The sequence below is a fragment of the Prosthecobacter fusiformis genome (genome assembly GCF_004364345.1).
In the GTDB taxonomy this organism is placed as follows: domain Bacteria; phylum Verrucomicrobiota; class Verrucomicrobiia; order Verrucomicrobiales; family Verrucomicrobiaceae; genus Prosthecobacter; species Prosthecobacter fusiformis.
Genome location: NZ_SOCA01000004.1, coordinates 224662 through 237564 on the forward strand (window position 1 = coordinate 224662; position 12903 = coordinate 237564).

Here is a 12903-nt window from a genome sequence, read left to right on the forward strand (position 1 = left end):
CTTGAATGGCTTAGGCTCAGGCCATGCGCCCAGAGGAAATTCATGCAGCCCTGGAATTGATCAACGGAGAAGATGACCTGAATACCAAAGCCTTGCTACTTGCCGGAATGGTATCTGAACTTTTCCGAGAAAAAGGCTTCGAACCCATCGTGGTTGGCGGCTCGGCAATCGAGTTTTACACAGATGGTGCTTACATGTCCGGTGATACAGACATTTGCTGGACGGGCGTTCATCAGCCCACACGCAACGACTGCACTGACATAATGAAACAACTTCCAGGCATAAAAAACCAAGGAGGTAAAAGCTGGCAGGTCGCCGACCTTTGGATTGATCTCCTTGGCGAAGTTGACTATCTGGCCGAAAAGGATTTCACCAAATTAAAGACGCCAACTGGGTTTGTTGTATTGATTCCTGTGGAGGACTTGCTCGTTGGTAGAATCTATGCAGCAAGAAAATGGACCGATTTAATGAGGAAGACGACCTCTGTGCGAAAAAGCTAATGACCGCAATACTTGTTGGAAGCATACCATTTGACTGGTCCGAGGCTGAACGAATCGCAGCTTCTCCCAAATACCGTTGTGAATTTGAATTCTGGGCCGTCCTAAAAGAGACCCAAGAAGAAATGGAAAAACCGCAGAAATAAACGATGGTCAGTAAGCCGTGATTGATACCACCCTACCCATCAAACCCGAGCGCTGCTTCACTTGGGAGCAGTGGCAGGCAGGCCGTGCGGAGCGGCGGCGGGTCGGGAATTTGGTCGCCCCAGCGATCATCCGCCGCAAGGAAGGACCGGATGACAAGCGCTTGCGCGCCACCTACGGCGGCGAGCGTGGTCCGCCTTTTAACAAGCCATTTGATCCCCCAAGCCTCGAAGCTCCAAAAGAATAGGCAGCACGGGGCAGCCATCCCGCGTTTTTGCGAGTTGTATGCGGCGCGTTCCCCGCTTTCATCCGCGCATGCTCGAACTCATCAGCGTCTCTCACATCTTCACCCGGCCCTCGCAGGAAGCCCTGAAGGCCCTTGATCATGTGAGCTTCAGCGTTCCCACCGGTCACCTGCTCGCCGTCATCGGTGCCACAGGCAGTGGGAAAAGCACCCTCATCCACCTTCTGGCCGGTCTCCAGCGTCCAGGCGGCGGCACCGTACACTTCCGGGGGCAGGACATCACCCAGTCCCCCCTCCATCCCAATGATATCGGCTACGTCCCCGCCTCGGACGATGTCCTTTCCAATGTCCTCACGGTCCGGGAAAACGTCATGAGTGCTCTCATGCTTCGTGTCGCAGGGCAGACCAAGGATGAACAGGTGGATCGCGCCTCTCATCTCCTCGTCGGCGTCGGCCTGGAAAACGTCGCCAGCCAGCGCGTCGGCACCCTCAGCCCCACCCAAAAGCGCCGTCTCAAGCTCGCCCTCGCTCTCGTCAGCGATCCCGCTCTCGTCATTTGTGATGAGTTTACCGACGGCCTTGATGCCAAATCGCAGAGCGAAATGGCCGCACTCCTTAAATTCATCACTACAGATCACCCCGCACGCGTCGTCATCCACGCCACCCAGACCGCTGCCAATCTGGCTGCTTACGACACCGTCGTCATACTTCATGAAGGCCACGTCTGCTTCCATGGCCCCTCACGTGCCGTGACCCATTATTTCAGCATCCAGGCTATCGAAGAGCTTTATCCACGCCTCGCGAAACGGCCCGCTTCCCGCTGGGGGGAGTCCTGGATGCGCCATCGCGATTCCTATTACGATGCCTTCAAACTCGGCGTCACCGGCGAATCTCTCAGCGCCAAGGAAGACGGCGATCCCGCTGCCGATAGCCAGCACATCACCCTCCCCGCCAACGAAAAACCCGAAAGCAGCGAGGCGAAAAAAGAGACCTCCCTGCCACCCGCAGCCCCGCCGCTCCCCACTCTTACCGCCCAGGCGAAGCACCTCATCCAGCGCCGCTGGACCATCCTTCGTCGCACCCAGCGGGAGTGGACCTCTCAGCTCCTTCTCATGGTTCTGGCCCCCCTGGTCGCCTCCATGCTCATGCTGCCGAATGACCATTTTCTGAGTGAGGTCACCTCCGGCGATAGCTCTCCATCCGTCCTTTGGCCCGCTGCTTATACCTGCGCCATGGGCTGGCTCATTCTCATCATGCTCGTTCTTATCTTCGGCGTTCGCAGCGGCGCTCGTGAGATCGCTGGAGAGCGCGCGCTATATCGTCGTGAGCAGGCCGGTGGCCTCCGCCCCCTGGCTTACCTTCTGGGGAAACTTGGCTACGTCCTGCCTTTCGTTCTTTTGCAAACCTTCCTGTTAGGCCTGGTGGTGGAAATCCTCACGGGGGGGCTCCCCGGCTTCGCCTTTGCCCGGCTCATCCTGCTATCCCTCACCGCCATTTCTTTTAGCAGCCTTTGCCTTGCCATCTCCGCCCATAGCCGCACAGCGGAGCGTGCCCACAGCCAGGCCTGGGCCCTCGCCTTTGCCAATCTTTTCCTCAGTGGTGCCCTCCTGGGGTTCCCTCGCGTGCTCGGCGGCATCCTGCACCCCTTTATCACCGCTTACTATGGCTGGTCCGGCGGCATGGAGACCCTCAGGGACACCCCGCTCTATGAGCCACTCACCCAATACGTCCGCACTTGGTTCGCTAGTCCCACCCTGGCTATCGCCGCACTCCTCGTTCACTTCGGACTCGGTGTACTCATCACCCTTAGCGGTTTGCGGAAGAGTTCTTGACAAGCCTTTCCGCAACAACGGCATAAACAAAGCGATTTCGGCACGCCCCCTGCGTGGTAAGCTCGCCCCAACCCAAATATGACTGCTCACACGAAACTCTCGTCGTGGATCGAAGAGATCCGCACCCTCTGCCAGCCCGAAAACATCCGCATCTGCAACGGCTCCCAGGCTGAGTACGACGAACTCTGCGCCCTCCTCGTCTCCAGCGGCACCTTCAAAAAGCTCAACGAAAAGAAGCGCCCGAATTCCTACCTCGCCTGGTCGGATCCCAATGACGTCGCTCGTGTCGAGGACCGCACCTACATCTGCAGCGCTCGCAAAGTGGATGCTGGCCCGACCAATAACTGGATGCCGCCTGCTGAAATGAAGACCCGCCTCGCTGGCCTCTTCACTGGCTGCATGAAGGGCCGCACCATGTATGTGGTACCCTTCTGCATGGGCCCCCTTGGTTCCCCATTCTCCGTCATTGGCGTCGAGATCACGGATTCTCCCTACGTCGTCGTCTCCATGCGCATCATGACCCGCATGGGCCAGCCCGTCCTTGATCAACTCGGCGACAGCGGTGAATTCGTCCCTTGCCTTCACAGCGTCGGCAAGCCTTTGGCCCCTGGCGAAGCCGATGTATCCTGGCCTTGCAGCGATACCAAGTACATCGTTCATTTCCCTGAAGAGCGCAGCATCTGGAGCTACGGCAGCGGTTACGGCGGCAATGCCTTGTTAGGAAAAAAATGCCTCGCCCTCCGCATCGCCAGCGTCATGGGCCGTGATGAAGGCTGGATGGCCGAACACATGCTCATCTGCGGCGTGGAATCTCCCGATGGCCGTAAAAACTACGTCGCCGCCGCTTTCCCCAGCGCCTGTGGCAAGACCAATTTTGCCATGCTCGTCCCCCCCGCTTCCTACCGGGACGAAGGCTGGAAAGTCACCGTCGTGGGCGATGACATCGCCTGGCTCCGTCCCGGCCCCGATGGCCGCCTTTGGGCCACCAATCCTGAGGCGGGTTACTTCGGCGTCGCCCCCGGCACCTCCTGGGATTCCAACCCCAACGCCATGGCCTCCTGCAAGGAAAACACCATCTTTACCAACGTCGCCCTCACCGACGATGGCGATGTCTGGTGGGAGGGCATGACCAAAGAAATCCCCGCCTACCTCACCGACTGGCGTGGCCAGACCTGGGAGGCCGACTGCGGTCGTGCCGCAGCCCACCCGAACAGCCGCTTCACCGCCCCCGCCGGCCAGTGCCCCACCATTGATCCCGATTGGGAAAAACCGGAAGGCGTCCCCATCTCCGCCATCATCTTCGGCGGTCGCCGCGCCACCACCTTCCCCCTCGTCTTCCAGTCCTTTAACTGGACCCACGGCGTCTTCCTGGGAGCCAACATGGGCAGCGAGACCACCGCTGCCGCCGCCGGTGCCATTGGCAAAGTCCGCCGCGACCCCATGGCCATGCTCCCTTTCTGCGGCTATAACATGGGCGATTACTTTGCCCACTGGCTGCACATGCGCAAAAATATCAACGAACCCCCGCGCATCTTCCATGTGAACTGGTTCCGCAAAAGCAGCGAAGGCAAATTCCTCTGGCCGGGCTTTGGTGAAAACATGCGCGTCCTTGAATGGGTCGTCAAACGGTGCCGTGGCGAAGCCCGCGGCCACGAGACCGAGCTTGGGTGGATGCCTCGTTATTCAGAAGTCAACTGGGCCGGCCTCGACTACAGCCGCGAGCAGTGGAACGAACTGATGCACTTCGATCATCGCGAATTCCGTCAGGAGCTCCTCAGCACCGAGGAACTCTACCTGGACCTTTACGATGACATGCCGAAAGAGCTCTACTACCAGCGCGAGCTTCTCGCTGGCCGTGTGTAAAACCGTATGTCCGCAATGGCCTGTCGTTAGCCCCTTGTCACCAAGCGAGGCTGACGGCGGAGACGGGTGGCATTGACGTAAAAGGGGTATGAAAGAGCCGTGGCATCTAAAAGGTGGGCGACTTGCGGGAAAGAGGCCTGATGATTTGGCCTCGGGAAAGTGATTTCCCATTTGCACCCCCCGCAGGGCGTGCCACTTTCGCCGCCCTTTCCCAGCCATGGCCCTCATTGTCCAGAAATACGGCGGTACATCCGTCGGCAACCCCGAACGCATCCGTAACTGCGCCCGCCGCATCCTGGAGACGCAGCGTGCGGGGAACCAGGTCGTGGCCGTAGTCTCAGCTATGTCCGGTGTGACGGATTCGCTGATCAAACTTTCCAAGGAAGTCTCGCCTGAGCAGGAGCCGAGCGAGCGTGAAATGGATGTGCTGCTTTCCACAGGGGAGCAGACGACCATTGCGCTGACGGCCATGGCCATCAATGCACTGGGCGGCAAGGCCGTATCCCTCACAGGGGCACAGGCCGGGATATCCACCGACCGCATGCATACCAAAGCACGCATCGTGAACATCACGCCGGATGCAGTGCACAAGATGCTGGATGAAGGCAACATCGTCATGCTGGCTGGATTCCAGGGTGAAACGGCCAGCGGAGAGATCACCACACTGGGGCGCGGTGGCAGTGACCTGACCGCCATCGCGATGGCCGCAGCGATCAAAGCGGACCTCTGCCAGATCTATACGGACGTGGACGGAGTTTATACCTGCGACCCACGTGTCGTTAAGTGCGCCACAAAGATCGAAGAAATCAGCTACGATGAAATGCTGGAAATGGCCAGCAGCGGCAGCAAAGTGATGCAGAGCCGAAGTGTGGAATTTGCAAAGAAATTTGGCGTGCGTTTTGAAGTGCGCAGCAGCCTCAACAACAACCCTGGAACCCTTGTGAAAGAAGAAACCCCCGGTATGGAATCCGTCGTCGTGCGCGGCGTCAGCCTTGAGCGCAACCAGGCCAAGATCACCATTGACGATGTGCCAGACCGTCCGGGCATCTCTTCTGTGATCTTCGGTGCCATCGCCAGCGCGAATATCATGATCGACATGATCGTGCAGAACGTGTCGTTTGACGGTGAGACGGACATTTCATTCACCCTGAGTGCCGCAGACCTGCCAAAGGCGGAGAAGGCACTGCGTGATATCCTCAGCACTTTGGGTGAAAACGTTGCCCTGCGCACAGAATCCGGCGTGGCTAAGCTGAGCGTGGTCGGTATTGGCATGCGCAGCCACAGCGGTGTCGCGGCCAAGATGTTCAAAGCGCTCGCGGACGTAAGCGTAAACATCCTCATGATCTCCACCAGTGAGATCAAGACCGCAGTCATCGTTCAAGAGGCCGATATTGAGAATGCCTCCCGTGCCGTGCATACGGCCTTTGGGCTGGATGCAGCCTAAAAAAACAAGTGCGCTCATAAGCCAAACGCTGCCTTCGTGCCATGCAACCAGCAGCGCTGATGTGTGCCCTTTGGCATGCTGGCGCAGGTAGCATAGGGAGAAGATTTCACTGCTCTATTCGCTGAGGTGGCGAGTGACGTCTTTGCGTTTGGGGCCAAAGAGGTTCGGTTCTCGGTGAAGATACTTTCCTCGAACTCTTTGCTGCCTAGCGGTTCGGCCTAACGAGGCGTGTGAGAAAGCCTTCGGGTCCGAAAGGTGCTACTTTAGAACGAAACAAAAAAGCTCCAGAGGCCGGTGAAGGCGCTCTGGAGCTTTGAAGGGACCGAGTCGTTCGTGTGAACAAACTCGATGTTAGACTTAAACTTGACTGACTGACTTGACCAGCCCAACCGAGATCCGGTTAGGCCAGTTCGAGTCAGATCCTGTCACGAGTTAGTCGTTGATAAACGCGTCGAACGTGATTTGGCCCGAGTAGATCGGGGCAATTTTCAGCATCGCCGAAGTGGTGACTCCGTTGAGGGAAGGCAACAGGAAGAAACCTTGGGACTGTGTGGAGCCTTTGATCACCACGCCTTCGAAGCCCACAGTGCGGTTCAGCTTGGTATCTGTATTCGGGAACAGGATCGTGCCTTTATAAAGACCGGTTTTCGCTGTGAAGGTCAGCGTTTTGATGCTGCCTTTCACGTCGGTTGCGGGCAATATTTCGCCGGAGATCTTATTCAGACTGCTCAGTTTGAAGCTGGATTCGATAGCGGCTTCCCAATCGGAATGGATCAGATCCACATTGACCGTCACCGGGTCCGTGGTGGTCGAGGTGAGGCCAAACATCGTCTGACCGGACGCGGGGGCACTGTAGCCCTTGCCACTGACAGAGAGGCTGAGGGGAGTGTCCATACCGAAACCACCCTTGTGGTTGTACTCGCTGCTGACGGTCGATGCCTTTTTGTTCCAGTCCAGGTTGCCACTGACGTTGACATCCAGATGGGTAGGATCCACCGGGACGGGGGATTCACTCACTTCAGACGGCGGTTTCACCAAGGACACATTGCCCTGGACGGAGCCTGTCGCCTTGTAGAGATCTACATGAAGAGCAAAGGACGGACTGGTGCTCATGAAGCCCACACCCAGGGTGTTGCTACCCGTGATGATGCTGCCATCGGCCATTTTCCCGGTCCAGGTGACGATGCCGGTCTTGGAGACCGTTGCCGTCGAGTAACCGATCCCAGGGGGAGCGAGTGAAGGTTGGACGAGCGTCGGAGTGATCGTGCCAAATTCCTCTGGTTCTTCAGACTGGATCACTTGAGCGATTTTCCAAGTGTAGCTGCCTTCATAGGCAGTGGCTGGCTGGGCGGTGCTGAAGGCGGCGGGGAGGAGGGGGCCGCTGGTCTCCGCATTTTCCCCTACCACACCGGTATTTGGCGGGACGATCAGTCTGGCTGAAGTGCCAAAAAAGTTCGCACTCACTTCCAGAATCATCGGACTGGACTTCCCTTTGACGGTAATCTCGATGATGCCCTTGGGTCCCATCATCATCTCCGGGGGCTGCACATCTTTCAGGATGCCTTTGAGAGCATACGTTTTGCCGCCGTGGATGAGGCTGCCGGTGAGGCTGCCTGTGACCGTGGTGGTGAGTTTCACATAGCTGCCCAGATTCAGGTCGTCATCCGTATCCGCATTGCGCGCCAGGATGCCTTCATAGGTGTTCGCTGGGAGCACGGGGGTGACCATCCAGTCAAACGAAGCCGTCGCACTGCTGGCGGCATTGGTAACGGTGTAGATGACCTTGTAGGGTTTGTTCATTCCCTCTGTATCCAGTCCCAGGGCCGCTGTGACGGTCCCGCTGATCTTGCCTGTGGTGGCATTGATCTTCAGACCAGCAGGCAGACCTGTGGCCTTGAAGCTGGTGCCGGCCGCACTGCCACTGCTCTGGTCGGGTGCGGCGTCCACGATCACTTCGCCCACATAGGAGGAAACATTCGAAGGGGCTTCGACCCAAGGTGCAGTCATGATCGAGATCGACGTGCTGACCGCCCAGTAGCTGTAAGCCTTCCCATTCAGGGTGTAGGTCACGACACAGACGTAGTAGTTGGCATCTTGAGGTGTGAATCCCGAGATGGTCAGCTTGTTCGTTTTCGTGCCACGAATGTTATCCGTATCCTGCAGTTTTGTTTCATACAAAGCCCATTGATAGCTCAGCGTGCCGCCTTTAGGAGCGGTCACAGCTGCGGTCAGGGTGACGGTCTTACCTGGCAGTGTCAGCGTGGAGTTTGGGATAGACTGGGCGACGACGACATAGGCGTTGGCGCTGGTGGTGCTGCCGTTGGCATTGGTCGCGGTGACGGTGTAGAGGCCGGCATCGGTCAGCTTGGGAGAGGCCACGTTGAACTCAGAGGTGATGGATTCACCCTGGGAGGTCAAGACGACCTTCGTGCCCAGCTTCCACACGTATTTCGTGATGGCAGCCGTGCTGACGGCATTGGCATGCAGACTGAATGAGTTACCTGTGTTTCTGATGACGACTTCCTCTTCAATTTTCACGACAGGCTTGTCGAGTTCCGCGACGGCCGTGCCGCGAAGCTTCACGGTGTGAAGAGGTTCTTCGTTCTGGCTGATTGTCACGATGAGTTCCTTGGCTCCAGCCGTGGCAGGGGCAAAGGTAAGCGTGATCGCCTTTTCTTCACCACCTGCGATGGTTCCGGTAAAGTCACTGAGGGTGAACGCATCAGACTCAGGAGCGGAAACGCTGATGTTGTTGAGTGAACCCAGGCCGAGATTTTTCAGGCTGAGCGTGTAGGTCACGGTCGATTCAGGGAGCGGGGTCGTGGTTGGGAACTGCACAATGGTCTCCATACCGGCAACGGGGATGGCCGGATCGTTTGAATACGTACCCAGGATCACCTTTGACTCAAGCTCTGCTGTCGCTGTGTCGATGACAAACAACTCCTGGCCGACCGTTGCGCCTTTGCCAGAGAGGTAGATGCGGTCACCAATGGCGAGGACGCCCACGTCGGTATTTGCTGCCAGGGTGACACCCGGGATCTGAGTCAGCGTCTGCTTCACATCCTGTTCACCGTCTGAGATGAAGTCAATGGACTGAATGGCGAAGAGAGTCTTCAGGTCACCCTCTTGGGTGGAGAAGAAAACCGTGTTGCCCACCGTCTGGTGGAAATCCAGGCTCCCCTCCGTGCCAGCCGGACCATAGGCTGAAAGCAGCATCTGATCATAGCCATTGCGATAATAGTAGGCGCTCATCAACTGAGTGTAGCCGGATTCAAGCTTCGTGTAAAAAATCCGATCTCCCACCACAGGACCGAGCTCCATTGGGTAACTGCGATATTCGGCTACAGCCGTGCCGATCCCGGTTTGGAAACTGTTGCCATCTGTCGTCCAGAAATAAGTGGTGTTGTTAGGCTGGCTCGACTGGAAAACCACGATGCCGCTGAGGGACCGGAAGTTTTTCGGCATTTCGATGGCGTTGTTCATGGTCCGGATTTCCGTGACCGCCTGGGTCGTCGGATGGACGGAGTGGAGACGGTAAGGGTTGGTGCCAGAGATATTCTTCGCGAGGAAGAGTAACTTTGAGACCGACTCGGCCGTGATCGTGGTCATTTCGCCGATGGAATCAAAGGTGGAGCTGACGTCCGTGAAGGTCGTGCCATCGTAGCTCACCAGTTTCTGATTGCCCACAGCGCCGGATTTGAAATACAGCAGGCCTGCATTGACGGTCAGGGTGCTCGGATAGGTGCTGCCGTTTCCGACCACCTGATCCATGACCACCGTGCCTGATGGGGTGCCATCCGTGGACCACAGTTCTGAGCCATGATCGGCATCGAACGCGGCGAAGTAAACCTTGCCATTGTAGGAAACAAATTCCGTCTTCGAAGAACCTTCGAAGCCGCTGTCCGTTTCTGTCGAAATGTTTTTCAGCAGCTGGGTGCCATCGGGGGTGCCGTCGGTGATCCAGAGCTCGGTGCCATTTTCGGCATCGGTGGCGACGAAATAAGCGACCTGCTCATTGTCTTCGCCCGTGGTGAAGAAGCTGTTTGGATTCGAGGAGGCGCTGCCGACATTGATGTCCTTCAGCAGAGTGCCTTCATCGGTGCCGTTGCTGATCCACAGTTCACGACCATTGACGCCATTGTTAGCCGAGAAAAGGAGCTTGCCGTTGACGCTGGCGAAGTTGACTGGATTGGAGCCGAGTTCATTGATCGGACCCGCTTTGACCAGGGCGGTGCCTGCTTCCGTCGTGGTGCCACTGGACTTCCAGAGGGACTCCGTGCCATCTTTGGCCGCATTGAAATACACCTGAGGGCCTGCCGCCACGAGTTCAAGGTTCTCTGCCAGGTTGTAGCCCTCTGTAACGCTCTCTGCGCCTACTTTGAGGGTGGTCAATACCGTGCCTTTGGTGGCATAAATCCAGCTCGCCTCTGGACCGTGAACGGCGAAGAACGCCTGGGTGCCGTTGCTCACAGCCACTCCTAAGCCGCCCAGGGCGCCTGAGTCATAAACGAGGGCGTTTGTTTTCGTCTTCGGTGTGTAAGCCCACAGACCACCGTTGCGGCCTTCGGTGGATGAGCCAACGACCAGGAGGGTTTTGCCAAGGGGCAAAAGGTCAGAAAATTGAGAATGAATGGGTCCGGTGGTCAACTCGAAAGCCAGTGTGGTGCCTGCGAGGGTGCCGGTCGTTTCCCAGACTTCACGACCGTTCTCTGCGGTCGTTGCCAGGAAGTAACCTTTACCATCGACGGCGACGACTGGGCCTGGATCGAAGTTGTTTCCAGCGGTGCTAGGCTTCACCACGACGGTGCCTGCGGCGGTGCCATTGGTCTTCCAAAGATCGCGTCCGTAGTCAGCAACGGTGCTGGCGCTGAAGTAAACCGTGGTGCCGACAAAACCGAGCACTTTAGGCTCAGGGAGTTCGTTGGTGAAGGTTTTCAGAGCGATCGTGCCTGCGGTGGTACCGTTGGTTTTATACAGGACTCTAGCCTCCTCTGATTCAGTGACGAAGTAGAGATACGTGCCGACGACTTTCCAGTTTTCCTGGAAGTCGGTGGACGATCTTTGGTATTCACCCGTCACCTGAACCAGTGAGCGGGTGTTAAGTGGGGTGCCATCTGTCCACCAAAGGGTGAGTAGGTTTCTGGTATCGCTGCGTGCGACGAAGGCCACGCCTTTTCCGAGGGCAAAGAGGGAGCCGGGTTCTGCGCTGCTCTCATCCTGTCTCAGATTGACCACCAGCTGGGTGCCATTGGCCGTGCCATCGCTGACCCAGAGTTCCTGACCGTTGACGCCGTCATCGGCCGAGAAAAACACCTTGGTGCCATTGGCGACGATGCTGTGGATATTTGAACCAACCACACCTGGGCGGATGTCTTTGACCAGTTTGGTGCCCACAAGGGTGCCATCGCTGACCCACAATTCTTCACCTTCTGCGGTGGTTGCGGTGGTAAAGAAAACCTTTGTGCCGACTGCGGTTAAATTCTGCGGATTCAGGGAACTTGGACCGGTGTTCAAGTTGATGTTCTTGACGAGCGCGGTGTCAAAAGGACCGGCAACGGCTGAGACTGACGCGACGGCCAGACCGAGGGTGAGGGAGAGCGCAGCAAGGCGCTGAGGGAGACTTCGCATGACTCTAAAACGGGGGATAATGCAGGGTAGCATTTTCCTTCATCGCGCATGTATTCTCCATAATCCACTCATTTTCAGTATTTTACGCATTTAAAAATCGGGCATTTTGTCTATTGATGTAGCATTAACTAATATTTATGCTTATATGTGGAGATTGTGACAAGGAAGCCAGGGGGGGCGGCTAGATGGAACCAAATGTCTTTTTTATTTCGCACTTAAAGAACCCTGGATGGATAATTTTGCTGATAAGTAAATGGTTTATGTCTAATAAAGGTTAGCGGTATCTAAATGAATGAGGAAGGTGCCGGGTTTGGCGGATCTGAGGCATAGAGTGCAGAATGGTGACTCCCAAGTACTGTCGTGGGCAGGACTGGCATGCACTCGTTCTTCTCTCGGCATCACCAGGCTGCTGCATGGAGCGCTTCACAAACGTTATCAATATTAGGGATTTCCGACGATCTCGTTGGACCTCACGATGCAGCCCCACAAAAATCCCTAACTGCGGGGAATTCGTTTCTCCAGATTCGCACAGTCCCAGCGTCGGCTTCAGTGTGGAGCACTTTTTCACTGGAAGAGGCATCGGCAATTAGAATGCCTTGTGGGTCTGCGAGAACGGTGCGGCCACTGTAGGAGGTTTCAGGCTCTTGACCGCAGCGGTTCACGCCTAGAACGTAGGCTTGGTTTTCGATGGCACGTGCTTGAATCAGGGTGAGCCAATGTTGGATGCGGCGGGCAGGCCATGCGGCAATACAGATGAAGAGTTCCGCTCCCTGGTTTAGGGCGGAGCGGGCAAGCTCAGGAAAGCGCAAGTCATAACAGATGAGGGGTGCGATCTGGAGTCCCTGCCATTCGAAGACTTTGGTTTCCTGACCGGGGGCGTGCACCTCCGCCTCAGGTCCGTAGCTGAAGGGCCGCACTTTGGTATATCTCACCAGCTCGGTGCCATCAGGAGCGATGGCCAAGGCCTGGTTATAGCCTTTCCCTTCGGGGCCTGGAGTCACAACGCCACCCAGAACTGCGCATTGCCATTGGGTGGCGATTTCACGCAGGAAAAGTTCAGTCTCAGCGCCGATGGACTCCAGGGTGACGGCAAGCCGTGTGCTGAAGCCTGTGGCGAACATCTCCGGGAGGACGATGAGCGAGCCGGGCAGGGGAGGGGACTCATTCAACAAATGACGAACCTTGGCAAAATTCGCTGTCTTGTCCTCCCAGACGGAGTCGAGCTGAATGGCGTAAATGTGCATGAAGCAA

Annotated in this window: 7 protein-coding genes; 5 read left to right on the top strand and 2 right to left on the bottom strand. The window is 56.9% G+C overall.

Features of this window, described 5'->3' with window-relative positions; genetic code table 11:
• The first annotated feature begins 23 nt into the window (after positions 1 to 23).
• The 5 genes from EI77_RS13600 (at position 24) to EI77_RS13620 (ending at position 6024) form a co-directional block, all read left to right on the top strand.
• Positions 24 to 500: a hypothetical protein gene (locus tag EI77_RS13600; RefSeq protein WP_133795831.1), complete on the top strand. Its 477-nt coding sequence runs from the start codon at positions 24 to 26 to the stop codon at positions 498 to 500.
• 160 nt (positions 501 to 660) lie between these two features.
• The gene (locus EI77_RS13605) at positions 661 to 888 is read left to right on the top strand and encodes a hypothetical protein (protein ID WP_133795832.1); all 228 of its coding nucleotides are present in this window, start codon (positions 661 to 663) and stop codon (positions 886 to 888) included.
• A 68-nt stretch (positions 889 to 956) separates the two neighbouring features.
• Positions 957 to 2717 carry an ATP-binding cassette domain-containing protein gene (locus tag EI77_RS13610; protein ID WP_166647247.1) on the top strand — a complete coding sequence of 587 codons (1761 nt, stop codon included), beginning with the start codon at positions 957 to 959 and terminating at the stop codon, positions 2715 to 2717.
• Between the two features lie 78 nt (positions 2718 to 2795).
• Complete coding sequence (locus EI77_RS13615) at positions 2796 to 4580, top strand: phosphoenolpyruvate carboxykinase (GTP) (protein ID WP_133795834.1); 1785 nt, start codon at positions 2796 to 2798, stop codon at positions 4578 to 4580.
• A gap of 217 nt (positions 4581 to 4797) precedes the next feature.
• A complete protein-coding gene (locus EI77_RS13620; protein ID WP_133795835.1) occupies positions 4798 to 6024 on the top strand; it encodes an aspartate kinase in 1227 nt (408 codons plus the stop codon).
• A gap of 432 nt (positions 6025 to 6456) precedes the next feature.
• Here EI77_RS13620 and EI77_RS13625 read toward each other — a convergent pair whose 3' ends face one another.
• Both EI77_RS13625 and EI77_RS13630 read right to left on the bottom strand, forming a co-directional pair.
• Positions 6457 to 11652 carry a putative Ig domain-containing protein gene (locus EI77_RS13625; RefSeq protein ID WP_166647248.1) on the bottom strand — a complete coding sequence of 1732 codons (5196 nt, stop codon included), beginning with the start codon at positions 11650 to 11652 and terminating at the stop codon, positions 6457 to 6459.
• A gap of 470 nt (positions 11653 to 12122) precedes the next feature.
• The gene (locus EI77_RS13630) at positions 12123 to 12896 is read right to left on the bottom strand and encodes a nitrilase-related carbon-nitrogen hydrolase (protein ID WP_133795837.1); all 774 of its coding nucleotides are present in this window, start codon (positions 12894 to 12896) and stop codon (positions 12123 to 12125) included.
• Between the last annotated feature and the right edge of the window lie 7 nt (positions 12897 to 12903).

What these genes read in the sequence shown, in the direction of transcription:
- EI77_RS13600 (WP_133795831.1), top strand. Translation starts at nt 24, where the DNA reads ATGCGCCCAGAGGAAATTCATGCAGCCCTGGAATTGATCAACGGAGAA.
- EI77_RS13610 (WP_166647247.1), top strand. Translation starts at nt 957, where the DNA reads ATGCTCGAACTCATCAGCGTCTCTCACATCTTCACCCGGCCCTCGCAG.
- EI77_RS13615 (WP_133795834.1), top strand. Translation starts at nt 2,796, where the DNA reads ATGACTGCTCACACGAAACTCTCGTCGTGGATCGAAGAGATCCGCACC.
- EI77_RS13620 (WP_133795835.1), top strand. Translation starts at nt 4,798, where the DNA reads ATGGCCCTCATTGTCCAGAAATACGGCGGTACATCCGTCGGCAACCCC.
- EI77_RS13625 (WP_166647248.1), bottom strand. Translation starts at nt 11,652, where the DNA reads ATGCGAAGTCTCCCTCAGCGCCTTGCTGCGCTCTCCCTCACCCTCGGT.
- EI77_RS13630 (WP_133795837.1), bottom strand. Translation starts at nt 12,896, where the DNA reads ATGCACATTTACGCCATTCAGCTCGACTCCGTCTGGGAGGACAAGACA.